Consider the following 20,442-nt stretch of genomic DNA (forward strand, 5'->3'; position numbering starts at 1 on the left):
GTTCGCGAGAAGCAGCTCTTCATGCTGATGCAACCGCATGAGATCGAGCCATAAGCGCAGCCTCGTCAGGCTAACTTGCAGGTTCTTCAAACCCTGCTACGAGAGCTGTAACAGGGGAGTGGACGTCTCTACCTTTTAAAAGGTTCCATATTTAACAGCAGATAGCCACCCTTAATGCCCAGGCACGTCCCCGCGCGATGCCACAACACGCTCCTACAAAGATCCGTGTGGCGGGCCGAGCGGTGGTCTGCCAAGGTCTGTTTGCGCTATACTCGCCGCCCTTTTTTGAATCACCGCCAGGCGATTTCCCATGACCAAACAGGCCGCCGAAGTCGCGAAACGCCGCACTTTCGCCATTATTTCCCACCCCGATGCCGGTAAGACCACCATCACCGAGAAGCTCTTGCTGATGGGCAAGGCGATTGCGGTTGCCGGCACGGTGAAGTCTCGCAAGTCCGACCGCCATGCCACCTCCGACTGGATGGAAATGGAAAAGCAGCGTGGTATCTCGATTACCACGTCGGTCATGCAGTTCCCGTATCGCGATCACATGATCAACCTGCTCGACACCCCGGGCCACGAAGACTTCTCCGAAGACACCTACCGCACCCTGACGGCGGTCGACTCGGCGTTGATGGTTCTCGACGGTGGTAAGGGTGTAGAGCCACGGACCATCGCCCTGATGGACGTCTGCCGTCTGCGTGACACGCCGATTGTCAGCTTCATCAACAAACTCGACCGTGACATCCGCGACCCGATCGAACTGCTCGACGAAATCGAAGCGGTCCTGAAGATCAAGGCGGCGCCGATCACCTGGCCGATCGGTTGCTACCGCGACTTCAAGGGCGTTTATCACCTCGCCGATGACTACATCATTGTGTACACCGCCGGTCACGGTCACGAGCGTACCGATGTGAAAATCATCGAGAAGCTCGACTCCGACGAAGCCCGCGCGCATCTGGGTGATGAATACGATCGCTTCGTCGATCAGCTGGAGCTGGTGCAGGGCGCCTGCCACGAATTCAATCAGCAGGAATTCCTCGACGGCCAACTGACACCGGTGTTCTTCGGTACTGCGCTGGGCAACTTCGGTGTCGATCATGTGCTCGACGCCGTGGTCGACTGGGCGCCGAAACCGCTGGCCCGTGTCGCCAACGAGCGCACCGTGGAACCGGTCGAAGAGAAATTCACCGGCTTCGTGTTCAAGATCCAGGCGAACATGGACCCGAAACACCGCGACCGTATCGCCTTCATGCGTATCTGCTCCGGCAAATACGAGAAGGGCATGAAGATGCGCCACGTGCGCACCGGCAAGGATGTGCGCATCGGCGATGCCCTGACGTTCTTCTCTTCCGAGCGTGAGCAACTGGAAGAGGCGTTTGCCGGCGACATCATCGGCCTGCACAACCACGGCACCATCCAGATTGGCGACACCTTCACCGAAGGCGAAGTCCTGGGCTTCACCGGTATCCCGCACTTCGCTCCGGAACTGTTCCGTCGCGTGCGCCTGCGTGACCCGCTGAAATCCAAGCAACTGCGTCAAGGCTTGCAGCAATTGGCCGAAGAAGGCGCCACCCAGGTGTTCTTCCCCGAGCGCAGCAACGACATCATCCTCGGCGCCGTCGGTGTGCTGCAGTTCGATGTGGTCGCCAGCCGCTTGAAAGAGGAATACAAGGTCGAGTGCTCCTACGAGCCGATCACTGTGTATTCCGCACGCTGGATCGATTGCGACGATAAGAAGAAGTTCGAGGAGTTCCAGGTCAAGGCCGTGGAAAACCTCGCGGTTGACGGCGGTGGTCACCTGACTTACCTGGCCCCGACCCGGGTCAATTTGGCGTTGATGGAAGAGCGCTGGCCGGATGTGAAATTCCGTGCGACGCGTGAGCATCACTAAGCGCTGAGTTGAAACAATAAAAAGCCCCGGTCGCGAAAGCACCGGGGCTTTTTCATACCTGACGCGGTCAATTGTGGGAGCCAGCGTTGTTGGTGGGTTTGGGTATAAACATTATTCCAAACCAGTCTCCCCATTCATGGCATTTCCCGCGCATCGTCAGAGTCCTATCTGGAGAACCCGCCCCATCGGAACCGAATGTCTCTCAGTGCCGTCGGGCTTCAATGTTTCACCTGTAAAAGGATGGAATCGGTCATGAGCATTTTTCAACGCATTGTGTTGTTGCTGAAGGTTTTGGTACTGCTGTCGGTTGGCATGTCAGCGGCGTGGGCGGAATGTTCGTCTCATGATGAGCAAGCGTCGAGCGGGCAGGTGACGCACACCGGGCTGATGATCGCCGCGTCCGAGTCGGAGCCCGGCGATCAAGGCCAGGGCGGCAGCGCGGATGATGACGATTCGACCACCGAGGATCCGGATGCCGATACCGATGAAGATGAAGGGGCTTAAGTAGCAGGCAAAAGAAAACCCCTTCTGCCCTGACTGATGCGCAGCCAGGGCAGAAGGGGTTTTTGAACAGGCCGGGTGTCCCCTGTGGCAGCGAGCAAGCACGCTCCCACAGGTTTTTCTTCGCCCGTTATGCCGCGCCGTCGAGGAACTGCTCGGCGTAGTGGCACGCCACCTGGCGGTTATCGAGAGGGCGCAAGGCTGGCTCTTCGGTTTTGCAGCGGTCGGTCGCGTACGGGCAGCGCTTGTGGAAAGCGCAACCCGACGGCGGGTTCAACGGGTTGGGCAACTCGCCGACGATCTTGATTTTCGGCTTGTTCGGGTCCGGGTGAATGGTCGGGGTGGCCGACAGCAACGCCTGGGTGTAGGGGTGCAGCGGGCGTTCGTAGATGTCGTTCTTCGGGCCCATTTCCACCGGGCGGCCGAGGTACATCACCATCACGTCATCGGCAACGTGTTGCACCACCGCCAGGTTGTGGGAGATGAACACGTAGGCCGTGTTGAACTCTTGCTGCAAATCCATGAACAGGTTCAGCACCTGCGCCTGGATCGACACATCCAGCGCCGAGGTCGGTTCGTCCGCCACCAGCACTTTTGGCTGCAGCATCATCGCGCGAGCGAGGGCGATCCGCTGGCGCTGACCGCCAGAGAACATGTGCGGGTAACGCTGATAATGCTCAGGGCGCAAACCCACCTGCTTCATCATCGCCTGCACTTTCTCGCGACGTTCGGTTGCGCTCAGGCTGGTGTTGATCAACAGCGGTTCGGCCAGTTGATCGCCGACTTTCTGCCGAGGGTTCAACGAGGCGTAAGGGCTCTGGAACACCATCTGCACGTCTTTACGCAGTTGTTTGCGCTGGGCCTTGTCGGCGCCGGCGACTTCCTGCCCGGCGATTTTCAAGGAGCCGGAAGAGGGCTCTTCGATCAGCGTCAGGGCCCGGGCCAGGGTGGATTTGCCGCAACCCGATTCGCCTACGACGGCCAGTGTCTTGCCGGCTTCCAGTTCGAACGACACACCGTTCAGGGCGCGTACGGTCGCATGACCCTTGAACAGGCCACGGGACACTTCGTAGTGACGGGTGAGGTCGCGGGCGGTAAGTACGACGGCCATTACGCCACCTCCTGGTTCAGCGGGTAGAAGCAGCGGGCGAGGCTGTTGCTTTTCGGGTCAAGGGTCGGACGTTGCGCACGGCAGTTGTCCTGCACATACGGGCAGCGCGGCGACAGCAGGCAACCTTGCGGACGGTCATAACGACCGGGGACGATGCCTGGCAGCGTGGCCAGGCGCGTGGCGCCGAGGCTGTGTTCCGGAATCGCCTTGAGCAGCGCTTCGCTGTACGGGTGCGCCGGAATGTCGAACAGCTGCGGCACCTGACCGACTTCAACCGCCTGGCCGGCGTACATCACGCACACGCGCTGAGCGGTTTCGGCCACGACCGCGAGGTCGTGCGTGATCAGCACCAGGCCCATGTTCTGCTCTTTCTGCAACGCCAGCAGCAGGTCCATGATCTGCGCCTGGATCGTTACGTCCAATGCCGTGGTCGGTTCGTCGGCGATCAGCAGTTTCGGTTCGCCGGCAATTGCCATGGCGATCGCAACACGCTGGCTCATACCGCCGGACAATTGATGCGGGTAAGCATCCATACGGCTGGCGGCGCCCGGGATTTCAACTTTTTCCAGCAGTTCGATGGCGCGGGCGCGGGCTTGCTTGCCGGACATCTTCAGATGCAGGCGCAGCACTTCTTCGATCTGGAAGCCGACGGTGTAGCTCGGGTTCAGCGCGGTCATCGGGTCCTGGAAGACCATGGCCAGGTCTTTGCCGACAATTTGCCGACGCTGACGGTTGCTGAGCTTGAGCATGTTCTTGCCGTCGAAATTCAGGGCGTCGGCGGTGACGATCCCCGGGTGCTCGATCAGGCCCATCAGCGCCATCATGGTCACGGATTTACCGGAGCCCGACTCGCCAACGATGGCCAGCACTTCACCCTTGTCCACGGAAATGTCGAGCCCGTCGACCACCGGAACGGCGTTCTTGTCGCCGAAGCGAACGTTGAGATTCTTGATTTCTAACAGTGACATTTGAATCTCCTCAGGCGGCGTTCTTGAGTTTCGGGTCCAGCGCATCGCGCAGGCCGTCGCCCATCAAGTTGATTGCCAGCACGCTGAGCAAAATGGTCAAACCAGGCAGACTGACGACCCACCAGGCGCGTTCGATGTAGTCGCGAGCCGAAGCCAGCATGGTGCCCCACTCAGGGGTTGGCGGTTGTACGCCAAGGCCGAGGAAGCCCAGTGCCGCGGCATCGAGAATCGCCGAGGAGAAGCTCAGGGTCGCCTGAACAATCAGTGGTGCCATGCAGTTAGGCAGCACGGTGACGAACATCAGGCGTGGCAGACCGGCACCCGCCAGGCGCGCGGCGGTCACGTAGTCGCGGTTCAATTCGCCCATCACCGCGGCGCGGGTCAGACGAACATAGGACGGCAACGAAACCACGGCGATGGCAATAATGGTGTTGATCAGGCCAGGGCCGAGGATGGCGACAATCGCCACGGCCAGCAGCAGGGACGGCAGGGCCAGCATGATGTCCATCAGACGCATGATGGTCGGGCCGAGCACGCGCGGGAAGAACCCGGCGAACAGACCCAGGAGGATGCCCGGAATCAGCGACATCACCACCGACGACAAGCCGATGAGCAAGGACAGGCGCGAACCGTTGATCAGTCGCGACAGCAGATCGCGACCCAGTTCATCGGTGCCGAGCAGGAACTGGATCTGCCCGCCTTCCAGCCAGGACGGCGGGGTCAGCAGGAAGTCGCGGTATTGCTCGCTCGGGTTATGCGGGGCAACCCACGGCGCGAAGATCGCGCAGAAAATCACCAGCAGCATGAACATCAGGCCGGCAACGGCGCCTTTGTTCTTGGAAAACGCCTGCCAGAATTCTTTGTACGGGGACGGATACAGCAGGCTTTGATCGACTGCTACCGCTGGAATTGGAGTGGTCATGGTCATGATGATCTCAGCGCTGATGACGGATGCGTGGGTTGGCAAAGCCGTAGAGGATGTCCACCACGAAGTTGACCAGAATCACCAGGCAGGCGATTAACAGGATGCCGTTCTGCACCACGGGATAGTCCCGTGCGCCAATGGCTTCGATCAGCCATTTGCCGATGCCGGGCCACGAGAAGATGGTTTCGGTCAGGACCGCACCGGCCAGCAATGTGCCGACTTGCAGGCCGACCACGGTCAGCACCGGAATCAGCGCGTTGCGCAGGCCGTGCACGAACACCACGCGCGACGGCGACAGGCCTTTGGCGCGGGCGGTACGGATGTAGTCCTCACGCAGCACTTCGAGCATCGACGAACGGGTCATCCGCGCAATAACCGCCAGCGGAATGGTGCCGAGCACGATGGCCGGCAGGATCAGGTGATGCAAGGCATCGAAGAACGCACCGACGTCATCGGCCAGCAGCGTGTCGATGAGCATGAAACCGGTGCGCGGCTCGATGTCATAGAGCAGGTCGATCCGCCCGGACACCGGGGTCCAGCCCAGGGACACCGAGAAGAACATGATCAGGATCAGGCCCCACCAGAAGATCGGCATCGAATATCCCGCCAGGGAGATGCCCATCACCCCATGGTCGAACAGGGATCCTCGCTTGAGTGCCGCGATCACCCCGGCCAACAGGCCCAGGATGCCGGCGAACAACAGGGCGGCCATGGACAGTTCCAGGGTCGCGGGGAATAGGGAAGTGAATTCGCTCCAGACGCTTTCCCGGGTACGCAGGGATTCGCCGAGATCGCCGTGGGCCAGTTTGCCAATGTAATCCAGGTATTGGGCATACAGCGGTTTGTTCAGACCTAGGCGTTCCATTGCCTGAGCATGCATTTCGGGGTCGACTCGACGTTCGCCCATCATTACTTCCACGGGGTCGCCTGGAATCATGCGAATCAACGCGAAAGTCAGCAAGGTGATGCCGAAGAACGTGGGGATCAATAACCCCAATCGGCGGGCAATAAAACTAAACATCTTGTGGTGTACCTCATCAGCCGGTTAGGCGTGCCTGGTGTCCCTGGAGTCAGGGACACCGGGAGTTTTCTTATCTACTTCACCTGGGTGGTGGCGAAGTTATTAGTGGTGAGGGGGCTAATGTGATAGCCCTCTACGTTGTTGCGCATTGCGGTGAACATTCTAGTGTGCGCCATGCTGATCCATGGCTGGTCCTGGTTAAAAATAACCTGAGCCTGTTCGTACAGCGCTGCCCGCTCGGCCGGATCGGTTTTTTCCCGGGCCTGGTCGATCAGTGCCTGGAACTTGTCATTGCACCAGCGCGCATAGTTTTCGCCGTTCTTCGCGGCTTCGCAACTGAGCATAGGCGTCAGGAAGTTATCCGGGTCGCCGTTGTCGCCCGCCCATCCGGCGGAAACCATATCGTGCTCGCCGTTTTTCGCGCGCTTGAGCATTTCGCCCCATTCCATCACGCGGATGTCGATCTTGATACCGACCTTGGCCAGGTCGGCCTGCATCATCTGCGCGCCGAGCATCGGGTTCGGGTTGGTTGGACCGCCGCCGTTGCGGGTGAACAGGGTGAAGGTGGTGCCTTCCGGTACGCCGGCTTCCTTGAGCAGGGCGCGGGCCTTGTCCAGGTCACGGGCCGGATTTTTCAGGCTGTGGTTGTAGCCCAGCAGCGTATCCGGGAACGGGTTGACCGCCACGGTCGCATTGCCTTTGCCAAACAGCGCGTTGACATAAGCCTCTTTGTCGAAGGCGATGTCGATGGCTTTACGCACGCGCACATCACTCATGTATTTGTGCGTGGTGTTCATGGCGATGTACGAAACGGTCATCGCGTTCAGCTCGTCAACCTTCAGTTTGGCGTCTTTCTTGATGCTCGGGATGTCATCCGGCTTCGGATACAGCGCCACCTGGCACTCGTTGGCCTTGAGTTTTTGCAGGCGCACGTTGTTGTCGGTGGCGATGGCCAGGATCAACGAGTCCGCCGGCGGCTTGCCACGGAAGTAGTCCGGGTTGGCCTTGAAGCGAACCTGCGCGTCCTTCGCGTAACGCTGGAAAATGAACGGGCCGGTGCCGACCGGTTTGTTGTTCAGGTCGCCGGTCTTGTTCGCCTTGAGCAGCTGGTCGGCGTACTCGGCGGAATAGATCGAGGAGAAGGCCATGGCGATGTCGGCCAGGAATGGCGCTTCGCGGCGGGTCAAGGTGAAGGTGACGGTGTTGTCGTCGATCTTCTCGACGCTTTTGAGCAGTTCCTTGAAGCCCATGCTTTCAAAGTACGGGAAGCCCACGCTCGACAGCTTGTGCCACGGGTGATTCGGGTCCAGCTGACGCTGGAAGCTCCAGACCACGTCGTCGGCGTTCATGTCGCGGGTCGGCTTGAAGTAGTCGGTGGTGTGAAACTTGACGCCTTTGCGCAGATGGAAGGTGTAGGTCAGGCCGTCCTCGCTGATGTCCCAGGACTCGGCCAGCGCCGGAATCACTTCCGTGGTGCCGGGCTTGAAGTCCGCCAGGCGGTTGAAGATGGTTTCGGCCACCGCATCGGCTGTGACTGCAGTCGTGTACTGGACCATGTCGAAGCCTTCCGGACTGGCTTCGGTGCAAACCACCAGGGGGTTGGCCGAGACGCCAACGGCAACACTCAGCAACGCGGCAGCGATGGCCGCACGTAGGGGAAGCATTTTCATCAAGAACCCTCTGCAATCGGTTGAACAGGAAGAAACCGAACGGCCGACTCATCATGAGTCAGCCGTCGGCTGGCGCTTTTTACAAAATTTTGAACGGGATGGTGGTCACGAGACGGAACTCGTTGATGCTACCGTCAGCCTGGTTATCGCTGGCGCGGTGGGTGGTGTAGGTAGCGCGGACTGTGGTGGCCTTGAGCGGACCGCTTTGTACGGCGTACGACGTACCGATGCCGTATTCATAGTGGTTCTCACCGTCCATTTTACGTACGTCGTAGGCGGTACCGGTGTAGTGCGTACCGTCGATGCCCCAGCCGCGAGCCTGGTAGATGTTGAACTTCAGCCCCGGCACGCCGTATTCGGCCATGTTCAGGCCGTAGGCGATCTGGAAGGACTTCTCGTTCGGGCCGTTGAAGTCGGACAGCAGGGAGTTGGCCAGGTAAATGCCGTTGGTTTCATGCAGGTAGTCGAAGTACTCGTTACCGTTCACTTCCTGATAAGAGAACGTCAGGCTGTGGGCGAGGTGAGTCAGTCCCAACGACAGCGAGTAAGTGTCGTTGTCGATCTCACCCATCAACTTTTTGCCTTCGTCGACGGTTTTGTAATAGTTCAGGCCGGTGGTCAGGCTCAGGATCGAGCTGTCCCCCAGTTCGTGAGTGGCGCCAAAGTAGTACTGGTTCCAGAAATCTTCTACGTTGCTCGCGTACAGGCTGGTTTTCAGGCTTTTCAGCGGCTGATAGTTCAGACCTGCGGTGTTTACGTGGTCGGTTTCAGCGCCATTTGCCGAGTACTCGGACGTGAATTTGGTCAGGCTCTGTTCGGTACGAGGCGATACGCGGTCGAAGGTGCCGAGGTCGAACGACAGGTTGTCGAACTCTTCGCTGTGAATGGCCACACCTTCAAAGCTCGAAGGCAGCGGACGGTTGCCGATGACGTCGACGATCGGGCTGCTGAAGTTCTGGCGACCAGCGGTCAGGGTGGTGTTGGAGATACGCGCCTTGACGTTGGCCAGGCCCAGTTTGCTCCACTGATCCACCGCGTCGCCGTTGGTGTGAGCCAGGGTACGGTTGGAACCGCCCTTGATGTCTTCGCGGCTACGATCCAGTGCAATGGCATTGTAAGCAGCGACTTCGGTGCTGAAACCCACGGTGCCTTGGGTGAAACCCGAGGTGTAATTCAGGATGGTGCCCTGAACCCAGTTGATACGGCGCGTGCCGTTCAGGGTTTCGCCGTGGCGCTCGTACTTGTAGGTAGCGCCTCGCTGTTTATCTTCGTTGGCGTACCAGTTACGGGTGCTGCCCGACAGGCTTTGACCATCAATGAAGCCCTTGGCTTCCGACTGTGCGTTGGTGCTTGCCAGTTGGGTTGGAACGAAGTCCTGGCTCTGGGATTCTGCGTACGCCGTGGCGGTGACGCTGCTGATGGCCAGGGCTAATAACGCGGTGCTGCTCAGTTTCATGGGTGAAGCTCCTTACTTTCTTTTTTTAATGTCGGTCTTTTTGGGTGATCCGACTATTGGTTTTGGAACTCATGCAGGGCATCGCAAACGTTTGCTTCAGGCCTTAAAGGCAAATTGCGGCAATACGCTTGCGCGAGGGCGGAATCCGCCCCCAGCGTTTTGGCTAATCGGTTATTGGTCGATACTGACGCCCGAGAACACGTTGCGGCCGAATGGACTCACCTTGAATCCTTCGACTTTGGCGCTTAACGGCTGGTTGACCGTCGAGTGGGCGACAGGCGTGATCGGCACTTGCTGCTTGAGCAACTGCTGGGCCTGTTTGTAGAGCACGGTGCGCTGGTCACGATCGGTGACGACCTTGGCCTGCTTGATCAGCTTGTCGTAAGCCGGATCACACCATTGGGAGTAGTTGTTGCCGCCAATGGCGTCGCAGCTGTAAAGCGTGCCGAGCCAGTTGTCCGGGTCCCCGTTGTCACCGGTCCAGCCAATCAGGCTGACGTCGTGCTCGCCATTCTTGGTGCGCTTGATGTACTCGCCCCATTCGTAGCTGACGATCTTCACTTTGAGACCGATTTTCCCCCAGTCAGCCTGGAGCATCTCGGCCATCAACTTGGCGTTCGGGTTGTACGGGCGCTGAACCGGCATCGCCCATAAAGTGATTTCGGTGCCTTCTTTCACGCCGGCAGCCTTGAGCAGTTCCTTGGCTTTTTCCGGGTTGTAGGCGGCGTCCTTGATGGTCTCGTCGTAGGACCATTGGGTCGGCGGCATGGCATTTTGCGCAAGTTGCCCGGCGCCTTGGTACACCGCGTTGAGAATGCCTTGTTTGTTCACCGCCATGTCCAGGGCCTGACGCACTTCGAGCTGGTCGAACGGCTTGTGGCGCACGTTGTAGGCGATGTAGCCGAGGTTGAAACCGGGCTTCTCGATGAGTTTGAGCTTGGCGTCGTTCTTCAACGCTTCAACGTCGGCAGGGCGCGGGTGCAAGGTGATCTGGCACTCGTTGGCCTTGAGCTTCTGCACGCGCACCGAGGCGTCGGTGTTGATGGCGAAAATCAGGTTGTCGAGCTTGACCCGGCTCGGGTCCCAGTACTGCTTGTTGCCGCTGTAACGGATGTTGGAATCTTTCTGGTAGCTCTTGAACACGAACGGCCCGGTGCCGATCGGCTTCTGGTTGATGTCGCTCGGCTTGCCTTCGGCGAGCAGCTTGTCGGCGTATTCGGCGGACAGGATGGCGGCGAAGCTCATGGCGATGTTCTGGATGAACGCGGCGTCCACGCTGTTGAGCGTCATGACCACGGTCAGCGGCCCGGTCTTCTCGACCTTGGCGATGTTCTTGTTCAGGCTCATCCCGTTGAAGTACGGGAATTCGGTTGGATAAGCCTTACGGAAAGGTTGCTGCGGATCGAGCATGCGATTGAAGGTGAACAGCACGTCGTCGGCGTTGAAGTCACGGGTCGGCGTGAAGTACTTGGTCGTGTGAAATTTCACCCCTTCGCGCAGGTGGAAAGTGTACTTGAGGCCGTCCTCGGAAATATCCCAGCTTGTTGCCAGGCCTGGTACGACGTTGGTGGCGCCTTTTTCGAATTCTGCCAGTCGGTTGTACAACGGCTCGGCGGCATCGTTATCGGTCGCGGTCGTGTACTGCGCGGTGTCGAAGCCAGCCGGGCTGCCTTCGGAGCAGAACACCAGGCTGTTGTTGGCGGCCTGGCTGATGGAAGTGGCGGCCAGCAGGCCGGTGCCCAGCAATGCGGATAAAACCAAGGTATGGCGCATGACGCTCCCTTTTTCTTTCTCTAAGTGTTTTCAATGAGCCGCGGTCCCGTCCGGGACGTGGAGGCATCATTGATCTCAAGCCATGACGTGCAGCAAAAACCGAAAGCCCACGCATAAGCTGGTCAGATCCCGACGGTATGAACCGTGGGTCTGGCAGTAAATGCGAAGAGTCCTAAAGACTCGTAGGAAAGGGCAACGCGTCCGACCCCGCCGCTGTAGTACTCGGCAGAATTGGATGTAGGTGTTTTCCTGCTTTCTCGGTAGATAAAGCAACGGCGACGTCAAAAACGTCGCCGTTGCCAGATCTTATTTGCTGACGCTAACGCCGTAGAAGGAGTTCAAGCCGAATGGGCTGATCTTGAAATCCCGCACTTCGTTGCGCATGGGTTGGAACACCGTCGAGTGAGCGATAGGTGTCATCGGAACAGCGTCTTTGAGGACGTGTTGCGCCTGCTTGTACAGTTCGGTGCGCTTGGCCTGGTCGGTCGTGCGCTTGGCTTCCTTGACGATGCCGTCGAACTTCTTGTCGCACCACTTGGAGAAGTTGTTGCCCTGCAGCGAATCGCAGCCGAACAGCACGTTCAGCCAGTTGTCCGGGTCACCGTTGTCGCCGCTCCAGCCAATCAGCATCGCGCCGTTTTCACCGCCTTTGGAGCGCTTGATGTACTCGCCCCACTCGTAGGTCACGATCTTGGCTTTGATGCCGATCTTGGCCCAGTCGGACTGCAGCATTTCTGCCATCAGCTTGGCGTTCGGGTTGTAAGGACGCTGCACCGGCATCGCCCACAGGTTGATCTCGGTGCCTTCCTTGACGCCGGCTTCCTTGAGCAGCTCCTTGGCTTTCTCAGGGTTGTACGGCGCATCCTTGATGGTGGTGTCGTAAGACCACTGGGTCGGCGGCATGGCGTTGACGGCCAGTTGACCTGCACCCTGGTAAACGGAATCAATGATCTGCTGCTTGTTGACGGCCATGTCCAGCGCTTGACGCACTTTCAGTTGGGCCATCGGGTTCGGCTGATCGCTGCCCTTGATCTTGTCCATCACGTTGTAGGCGATGTAACCCAGGTTGAAACCAGCCTGGTCAGGCACTTTCAGGCTCTTGTCTTCTTTCAGCGCCTTCAGGTCAGCCGGACGCGGGAACAGAGTGATCTGGCACTCGCCCTTCTTCAGCTTCTGGATACGCACCGACGGGTCGGTGGTGATGGCGAAGATCAGGTTGTCGATCTTGACGTCGTCAGGCTTCCAGTAGTCCTTGTTCCCGGTGTAGCGGATGTTGGAGTCTTTCTGGTAGCTCTTGAACACGAACGGGCCAGTGCCGACCGGCTTCTGGTTGATGTCGGCGGCTTTGCCTTCTTTCAACAGTTGAGCGGCGTACTCGGCGGACTGTACCGAAGCGAAACTCATGGCCATGTTCTGGATGAACGCAGCGTCCACTTCTTTGAGGGTGAACTTGACGGTGTGGTCGTCGACTTTATCGATCTTGGTGATGTTGGTGTCCATCCCCATGTCGGTGAAGTACGGGAATTCGGTCGGGTACGCCTTACGGAACGGGTCATCCTTGTTAATCATGCGATTAAAGGTGAACAGCACGTCGTCGGCGTTGAACTCGCGAGTCGGCTTGAAGTACGGGGTGGTGTGGAACTTGACGCCTTCACGCAGGTGGAAGGTGTACGTCAGGCCGTCATCGGAGATGTCCCATTTGGTCGCCAGACCAGGAATAACGGCGGTGCCGCCGCGCTCGAACTGAGTCAGGCGGTTGAACATGGTTTCTGCAGAGGCGTCGAAGTCGGTTCCGGTGGTGTACTGACCAGGATCAAAACCGGCCGGGCTCCCTTCGGAGCAAAACACCAGGTTAGTCGCCGCTTGGGCGAAAGGTGCGGCAGCTAACAAGCTGGCGCCGACTAAAAACGGAATGACCGCGTGTTTAAGCATGTTGGCCTCATGATTTGTTGTCATTTTTGGAATTAGAGGACGACCTCGTGAGCCGTGCCTGCGGATACTTATGCAGGGGCCATACCCAATGCAAGATCCTGAGCGACCACAGGCGTTAAACAGTGGCACGAACGTACCTTAATGTCGCATATGTGTAAATTCGTGCGCATTTGACCGTTTGCGCAGGGTTTTTTCGGTGCAAACCATGCACTGGCAGGGGGCGATCGTGGTGTCTGGCGCACCCGGTTGGAGCGCGGTGTTACTTATTTATACCCCCAGTTTGGCTCGTTGCTGTTTGTCAGTGGACACCTTGGTGGTTTGCAGTGATCTTTATCTTGGCGGCCTGGTAGCCGACCAGGTTCTGGCTGATTGAGTACATATCCATTTCTGCGGTAACGGCGGCTGGCGGTTTCGCCCTTACGGCGACTCACTTTTTTTTCAAACGCCAAAAAAAAGTAAGCAAAAAAAGGCTCGCCCCGAGCGTCCGGCCCCTCGCTGAGGCTCGGCGTTCCTTCGCTCCGGTATTCATCCGGGGACACTGCCCTCCGGTCTGCTTCGCGACGACCTACATGCAGCGTGTTCGACTGCGTCGAACGGCGCTGCGCGCCACTCCCCGGATGAACACCTCCACTCAGCCTCCCGAAGGGGCGGGTGGATCAAGATCAAGAGCGCAAGGCGAGCTAACGCTCGGCCTCGTGGTTTGGTGGTGGGGGGCGCTGATCCATTGCGTAGGATGGCGGCCTGACAGCCGACCTGTTCTTGTGGATGTGCCGGAATCCTGTGGGAGCTGTTTTGCCAGCGATGGCGGCCTGACAGCCGACCTGTTCTTGCGGATGTACCGGGATCCTGTGGGAGCTGGCCTGCCAGCGATGGCGGCCTGCCAGCCGGCCTGTTCTTGCGGATGTACCGGAATCCTGTGGGAGCTGGCCTGCAAGCGATGGCGGCCTGCCAGCCGGCCTGTTCTTGCGGATGTACCGGAATCCTGTGGGAGCTGGCCTGCCAGCGATGGCGGCCTGCCAGCCGACCTGTTCTTGCGGATGTACCGGAATCCCGTGGGAGCTGGCCTGCCAGCCGACCTGTTCCTGCGGATGTACCGGAATCCTGTGGGAGCTGTTTTGCCAGCGATGGCGGCCTGCCAGCCGACCTGTTCTTGTGGATGTGCCGGAATCCTGTGGGAGCTGGCCTGCCAGCGATGGCGGCGGTGCGATCGCCACATATCAGGCAGTTCCACCGCTGCCTTTTGTCAGGCAATAAAAAACGGCGATCACTTCGGTGATCGCCGTTTTTTTGTACGGGTTATCGAATCAAGGCAGCAACACTTCAACCACCCCGTCCGCCGTCATGCTGACCTGGCTGGTGCCGGCCTCGACTTCCGGGGTCACCGGTGCGGCGTCCATGCTGGCGGCTTTCATCATCATCGGGCCGCGCATGTACGGTTGTGGGTAACCGTTGCTGTTGAGGTTCAGGTTGACGATTTTGTAACCCTTGCCGCCCAGTGCATCGGTGGCCAGTTGCGCGCGGGCTTTGAAGGCCGTTACAGCATCTTTCAGCAGTGCATCTTCGCTGGCCTTGCGGGTTGGCGTGGCGATGGCGAAGTCCATGCCGCCCATTTTCAGGTCGGTCAGCAGTTCGCCGGTCAGCTTCGACAGCGCGGCGAAGTCGGAGCTTTCCAGGCGCAGTTCCGCACGCTCACGCCAGCCGGTGATTTTCTGGCCCTTGGTGTCGTAGATCGGGTAGCTGTTGCGGCTGCCCTGGCGCAGGGTGATGTCCTTGACTTGCTTGGCCTGGGCCAGCGCCTTGTTCATGGTGGTGCTGACGTCCGCGGCGAGTTTGGCCGGGTCGGTGTTTTGTTCTTCGGTGTAGAGGGTCACGATCATCAGGTCGCGGGCGACTTCCTGACTGACTTCGGCGCGCAGGGATATCTGGTTGTAATGCAGCTCGTCGGCAGCCAGGGCCGGGAGGCTGGCGATGGTGCCAACGCTGAGGGCGAGGAGGGCGGCGCTGCGGCGGAAAGTGTGCATGAAAACTCCTTGGGCGATGCGCAGGGGTTGGGTCCGAGCCTGCGTGAAACCATCAGACTCTAGCTTTAATGATCCGGTTCGCACAGTTACAACTTCTATACAGATGGACCGGTGATCCACTGAAGGACTTTTGTGGCGAGGGAGCTTGCTCCCGCTCGGCTGCGCAGCAGTCGCAAATCGGCTGACGCGGTTTGACTGTTGAATCGCGGTGGCAGGTTTTGGAACTGCTGCGCAGTCCAGCGGGAGCAGGCTCCCTCGCCACATGGGAAACTCGTTGGCGCCTGTGGCCGTTTGCCGCACTTTTGCCTGTCAGCCCCCGTGCTTGGTTATACTCCGTGCGATCCGCCTGGAGCGCTCATCAGGAGAGCTCATGCTCGCCCCCGTTCAAATCACTTCCGCGACTCGTCAGAATCTCTGGCGGCTGACGTTCATCCGCACCTTGGTGCTGGCCGCCCAGGCCGGTTCCGTGGGCCTGGCCTACTGGCTCGACTTGCTGCCGCTGCCCTGGTTTCAACTGGCCGCGACCCTCGGTTGTTCGATGTTGCTGTGCGCGTTCACGGCGATCCGCTTGCGCACCTCATGGCCCGTCACCGAACTCGAATACGCCGTGCAACTGGCCTGCGACCTGTTTATCCACAGTGCCTTGCTGTATTTCTCCGGGGGCTCGACCAACCCTTTCGTTTCTTATTACCTGGTGCCGCTGACGATCGCCGCCGTGACGCTGCCATGGCGTTATTCGGTGATCCTGTCGGGCATTGCGCTGACGATGTACACCTTGCTGCTGGCGGGTTTCTATCCGTTGCAAACCTTCCCGATTGCCCGGGAAAACCTGCAGGTCTACGGGATGTGGCTGAGTTTCGCCCTGGCCGCCGCGGTGATCACCTTCTTTGCCGCGCGCATGGCCGAAGAGCTGCGCCGCCAGGAAGAACTGCGCGCCATCCGTCGCGAAGAAGGCCTGCGTGATCAGCAATTGCTGGCCGTCGCGACCGAGGCCGCCGGTGCCGCCCATGAACTGGGCACGCCGCTGGCGACCATGAGCGTGCTGCTCAAGGAAATGCGCCAGGACCATCATGACCCGATGTTGCAGGACGACCTGAGCGTACTGCAGGATCAGGTCAAGCTCTGCAAGGAAACCTTGCAACAGCTGGTTCGGGCGGCGGAGGCCAATCGCCGTTTGGCGGTGGAAATGCAGGACGTCACCGACTGGCTCGACGAAGCGCTGAACCGCTGGCACCTGATGCGCCCGGAAGCCAGCTACCGCTTCCAGCGTCTGGGCCAGGGCACCGTGCCGCGCATGGCGCCGCCGCCTGACCTGACCCAGGCGCTGCTGAATCTGCTCAACAACGCCGCCGACGCTTGCCCCGAAGGGCTGCAAGTGACGCTGGACTGGAATGCCGAGGATTTGACCATCAGCATTCGCGACCACGGCGCCGGTGTGCCGCTGGCCATTGCCGAACAGATCGGCAAACCGTTTTTTACCACCAAGGGCAAAGGTTTCGGCCTGGGCCTGTTTTTGAGCAAGGCCAGCGTGACACGCGCCGGCGGCTCAGTGAAACTCTACAGTCATGAGGAAGGCGGCACGCTCACCGAGCTGCGCCTGCCCCGTGTCGCCCGAGGAGACGAACATGAGTGACGAGATCCAAGTCGAAGGCGAAGAGCTGCCGCATTTGCTGCTGGTAGATGACGACGCCACGTTCACCCGCGTGATGGCGCGAGCCATGGCCCGCCGCGGTTTTCGCGTCAGCACTGCCGGTTCCGCCGAAGAAGGCCTGACCATCGCCCAGGCCGACATCCCGGACTACGCCGCGCTGGACCTGAAAATGGACGGCGATTCGGGCCTGGTGTTGTTGCCCAAACTGCTCGAACTCGACCCGGACATGCGCGTGGTGATCCTCACCGGTTACTCGAGCATTGCCACCGCCGTCGAGGCGATCAAGCGCGGTGCATGCAACTACCTGTGCAAACCGGCAGATGCCGATGACGTCCTCGCCGCGTTGCTCTCCGAGCACGCCGACCTCGACACCCTGGTGCCGGAAAACCCGATGTCGGTGGATCGCCTGCAGTGGGAACACATCCAGCGCGTGTTGACCGAACACGAAGGCAATATCTCCGCCACTGCCCGCGCCCTGGGCATGCACCGCCGCACGCTGCAGCGCAAACTGCAGAAACGTCCCGTTCGTCGCTGAACCTGCGCTGAACGAATGCCGGCCACGCCTCGCGACAGACCGAACCGATCCTCTATGATCGGTTCGTGCGTGTTCTTTTCTTTATCGAGCCTTTTCCATGAATCAGAACGCTGAATATTCCGCGGTCAACGATGCTGTGCGCGGGCAGTTTTTTCGCAAAGTCTGGGCGATGATCACGCCTTACTGGCGCAGTGAAGAGAAGGGCAAGGCCTGGACGCTGCTGATCGCGGTGATTGCGTTATCTCTGGTCAGCGTGGGCATCTCGGTGTGGTTCAACACCTGGTACAAGGATTTTTACAACGCGCTGCAGCAAAAGGACGAGGCCGCGTTCTGGCGGCTGATTCTATATTTCTGCGGGATTGCCGCGGTGGCGATTATCGGCGCTGTGTACCGGCTCTACCTGACCCAGATGCTGACCATTCGCTGGCGTGCCTGGCTCACTGAAAAGCATTTTGCCCGCTGGCTCGGCAACAAGAACTACTACCAGCTGGAGCAGGGCGGTTACACCGATAACCCGGACCAGCGGATTTCCGAAGACCTCAACAACTTCACCTCGAACACCCTGGAACTGGGCATCGGTTTGCTGCGCAACATTGTGAGCCTGGTGTCGTTCTCGATCATCCTTTGGGGCGTTTCGGGCAGCATTGAGGTGTTCGGTTTCACCATTCCCGGCTATATGTTCTGGTGCGTGCTGGTGTATGCCGTGATCGGCAGCTGGCTGACCCATTTGATCGGCCGTCGCTTGATCGGCCTCAACAACCGACAACAACGCTTCGAAGCCGACCTGCGTTTCTCCATGGTCCGCGTCCGTGAAAATGCCGAAAGCATCGCCTTGTACAACGGCGAGCCCAATGAAAACCGTCGCCTGAGCAACCGGTTCGGGCTGGTCTGGCACAACTTCTGGGACATCATGAAGGTGTCCAAGCGTCTGACGTTCTTCACCGCAGGTTACCAACAGGCCGCCATCATCTTTCCGTTCATGGTCGCCGCGCCACGTTACTTCGCCGGCAAGATCGAGCTCGGAGAGCTGATGCAGATCAGTTCGGCGTTCGGCAATGTGCAGGAGAGTTTCAGCTGGTTTATCAGTGCGTATCAGAACCTCGCGTCGTGGCGCGCCACCTGCGATCGTTTGCTGAGTTTCCGCCAGGCCATGACCGACAATGAAGAGCGTGCGCCAGCCATCGACGTGCAGAATCAGGGTGATGCGTTGAAGGTGCATGACCTGGGCCTCGACCTTGCTGATGGTCGTCATCTGCTGACCAACGCCGACATGACCGTGGAGGAGGGCGAGCGCGTGATGCTCAGCGGCCGCTCTGGCAGTGGCAAGTCCACACTGTTGCGGGCGATGGGTCATCTGTGGCCTGCGGGCCATGGCAGCATTCGTCTGCCGGCGGCGCGCTATCTGTTCCTGCCGCAAAAGCCTTACCTGCCGATTGGCACGCTGCGCGAGGCGTTGAGTTATCCACAGCCTGGCGAGACCTATCCGCACGAGCGTTACGTTCATGTGTTGGAAACCTGCCGTTTGCCGCACCTGGTTTCGCGCCTGGATGAAGCGAATCACTGGCAACGCATGCTTTCCCCGGGTGAACAGCAACGCCTGGCCTTTGCCCGCGCGCTGCTTTATGCACCGCAATGGCTGTACATGGACGAAGCGACCTCGGCGATGGACGAAGAGGATGAGGCGTCGCTGTATCAGGCACTGATCGATGAGATTCCGGGGCTGAGCATTGTCAGCGTCGGGCATCGCAGTAGCTTGAAGCGCTTCCATCCGCGGCATGTGCGCATTGAAAATGGCCATCTGGTGGACCAGACCGTGACCGCATGAACACCACAAGACTCTGTGTGGGCTTTTGTGGTGAGGGGATGAATCCCCTCGCCACAATTCGCGCCCACAGGGAGTGGTGGTGATCGTACAACCGCCTTGAGCTATGATGCGGTTTCAGCCGAATTTTTCGAGACAGACGTTCACCATGGAAAACCCGATCGATGCACCACGCCTTCCACGCAAGCGCCGCAGCCTCGCACAGGAACTGGTGACGGTGCTGTCCGAGCAGATTCGAGACGGTCACCTCAAGCGCGGCGACAAGTTGCCCACCGAGTCGGCGATCATGGATGCCCATGGCGTCAGCCGCACGGTGGTGCGCGAGGCGATTTCCCGTCTGCAGGCGGCCGGGCAAGTGGAAACCCGCCATGGCATCGGCACCTTTGTACTCGACACGCCGAGCCCGAGCGGTTTCCGTATCGATCCGGCGACCGTGGTGACGCTGCGTGATGTGCTGGCGATTCTGGAACTGCGCATCAGCCTCGAGGTGGAGTCCGCCGGTCTCGCCGCACAACGCCGCAGCCCTGAACAGTTGGCGTTGATGCGCGCCGCGCTGGACGCCTTGAACGAAAGCGCGGCACACGCCAGCGATGCCGTGGCCTCGGACTTTCAGTTCCACCTGCAAATCGCGCTGTCGACCGGCAACCGCTATTTCACCGACATCATGACCCACCTGGGCACCAGCATCATTCCGCGCACTCGACTCAACTCGGCACGCCTGGCCCATGATGACCAGCAACACTACATGAGCCGTCTGAGCCGTGAGCACGAAGAGATTTACGATGCGATTGCGCGCCAGGATTCCGATGCGGCGCGGGCAGCGATGCGCTTGCATTTGACCAACAGCCGCGAGCGGTTGCGTCATGCGCATGAAGAGGCTGAGGCGCAGCGGGGGTAGTTTCCAGGCTGGGCAGTTCTATTGTTCTCTGGATTGCCATCGCCGGCTTGCCGGCGATGGGGCCATTGGCCTCAGACGGTTTTCAGAATCGAGCGATCCACTCTCACGGTCAACCTGGCAGCCGCAGACTTAACATCGAACGTCACACTTTCGTTTTTATCCACGACTCCTTTCGCAATCGGCTTGCCATCAGCCAACAACTCCAGCGGCGCACCCTTGAGCGATTGGCCCGAGACCAGCTCCAGTTTCAATTTGATCGTCATG

Annotated in this window: 16 protein-coding genes; 6 read left to right on the forward strand and 10 right to left on the reverse strand. The window is 59.5% G+C overall.

Going from position 1 to position 20,442, the window contains the following annotated elements; genetic code table 11:
- The first annotated feature begins 310 nt into the window (after positions 1-310).
- Together B723_RS09500 and B723_RS09505 are read left to right on the forward strand one after the other, a co-directional pair.
- On the forward strand, positions 311-1,894 hold the full coding sequence (locus B723_RS09500; protein WP_017336500.1) for a peptide chain release factor 3: 1,584 nt from the start codon (positions 311-313) through the stop codon (positions 1,892-1,894).
- A gap of 252 nt (positions 1,895-2,146) precedes the next feature.
- Positions 2,147-2,398: a hypothetical protein gene (locus tag B723_RS09505; protein WP_017336501.1), complete on the forward strand. Its 252-nt coding sequence runs from the start codon at positions 2,147-2,149 to the stop codon at positions 2,396-2,398.
- Positions 2,399-2,525: 127 nt separating this feature from the next.
- On the opposite strand, the gene B723_RS09510 is transcribed toward B723_RS09505, so the two are convergent.
- The 9 genes from B723_RS09510 to B723_RS09550 all read right to left on the reverse strand — a co-directional run bounded on the left by B723_RS09510 (position 2,526) and on the right by B723_RS09550 (position 15,272).
- Complete coding sequence (locus B723_RS09510) at positions 2,526-3,506, reverse strand: peptide ABC transporter ATP-binding protein (RefSeq protein ID WP_017336502.1); 981 nt, start codon at positions 3,504-3,506, stop codon at positions 2,526-2,528.
- Positions 3,506-4,474, reverse strand: coding sequence for an ABC transporter ATP-binding protein (locus B723_RS09515; RefSeq protein WP_017336503.1), 969 nt, complete (start codon positions 4,472-4,474; stop codon positions 3,506-3,508). The genes B723_RS09510 and B723_RS09515 overlap by 1 nt, the downstream gene beginning before the upstream one ends.
- A 10-nt stretch (positions 4,475-4,484) precedes the next feature.
- Positions 4,485-5,396 (reverse strand): ABC transporter permease subunit, encoded by a 912-nt coding sequence (locus B723_RS09520; protein ID WP_031318385.1) that lies wholly within the window; start codon positions 5,394-5,396, stop codon positions 4,485-4,487.
- A gap of 13 nt (positions 5,397-5,409) precedes the next feature.
- Positions 5,410-6,420, reverse strand: a complete 1,011-nt coding sequence (locus B723_RS09525; protein ID WP_017336505.1) for an ABC transporter permease subunit — start codon at positions 6,418-6,420, stop codon at positions 5,410-5,412.
- A 74-nt stretch (positions 6,421-6,494) separates the two neighbouring features.
- The gene (locus B723_RS09530) at positions 6,495-8,090 is read right to left on the reverse strand and encodes an ABC transporter substrate-binding protein (protein ID WP_017336506.1); all 1,596 of its coding nucleotides are present in this window, start codon (positions 8,088-8,090) and stop codon (positions 6,495-6,497) included.
- A 79-nt stretch (positions 8,091-8,169) separates the two neighbouring features.
- Complete coding sequence (locus B723_RS09535; protein ID WP_017336507.1) at positions 8,170-9,546, reverse strand: OprD family porin; 1,377 nt, start codon at positions 9,544-9,546, stop codon at positions 8,170-8,172.
- Between the two features lie 171 nt (positions 9,547-9,717).
- Entirely contained in the window at positions 9,718-11,319 is a 1,602-nt protein-coding gene (locus B723_RS09540) for an ABC transporter substrate-binding protein (RefSeq protein WP_017336508.1), read from the reverse strand.
- 306 nt (positions 11,320-11,625) lie between these two features.
- Positions 11,626-13,251, reverse strand: a complete 1,626-nt coding sequence (locus B723_RS09545) for an ABC transporter substrate-binding protein (protein WP_052909686.1) — start codon at positions 13,249-13,251, stop codon at positions 11,626-11,628.
- Between the two features lie 1,304 nt (positions 13,252-14,555).
- On the reverse strand, positions 14,556-15,272 hold the full coding sequence (locus B723_RS09550; RefSeq protein ID WP_017336509.1) for an SIMPL domain-containing protein: 717 nt from the start codon (positions 15,270-15,272) through the stop codon (positions 14,556-14,558).
- Between the two features lie 370 nt (positions 15,273-15,642).
- On the opposite strand from B723_RS09550, the gene B723_RS09555 reads away from it, so the two are divergent.
- The 4 genes from B723_RS09555 (at position 15,643) to B723_RS09570 (ending at position 20,178) form a co-directional block, all read left to right on the forward strand.
- Entirely contained in the window at positions 15,643-16,905 is a 1,263-nt protein-coding gene (locus B723_RS09555; RefSeq protein WP_017336510.1) for an ATP-binding protein, read from the forward strand.
- Positions 16,898-17,458 (forward strand): response regulator transcription factor, encoded by a 561-nt coding sequence (locus tag B723_RS09560; RefSeq protein ID WP_017336511.1) that lies wholly within the window; start codon positions 16,898-16,900, stop codon positions 17,456-17,458. Before B723_RS09555 ends, B723_RS09560 begins: the two co-directional genes overlap by 8 nt.
- Positions 17,459-17,555: 97 nt before the next feature.
- On the forward strand, positions 17,556-19,283 hold the full coding sequence (locus B723_RS09565; protein WP_017336512.1) for an ABC transporter ATP-binding protein/permease: 1,728 nt from the start codon (positions 17,556-17,558) through the stop codon (positions 19,281-19,283).
- Between the two features lie 145 nt (positions 19,284-19,428).
- The gene (locus B723_RS09570; protein ID WP_031318393.1) at positions 19,429-20,178 is read left to right on the forward strand and encodes a FadR/GntR family transcriptional regulator; all 750 of its coding nucleotides are present in this window, start codon (positions 19,429-19,431) and stop codon (positions 20,176-20,178) included.
- A 71-nt stretch (positions 20,179-20,249) separates the two neighbouring features.
- Here B723_RS09570 and B723_RS09575 read toward each other — a convergent pair whose 3' ends face one another.
- Positions 20,250-20,441: a hypothetical protein gene (locus B723_RS09575; protein WP_017336513.1), complete on the reverse strand. Its 192-nt coding sequence runs from the start codon at positions 20,439-20,441 to the stop codon at positions 20,250-20,252.
- Between the last annotated feature and the right edge of the window lies 1 nt (position 20,442).

This window comes from Pseudomonas fluorescens NCIMB 11764 (assembly GCF_000293885.2).
GTDB classification, from domain to species: domain Bacteria; phylum Pseudomonadota; class Gammaproteobacteria; order Pseudomonadales; family Pseudomonadaceae; genus Aquipseudomonas; species Aquipseudomonas fluorescens_B.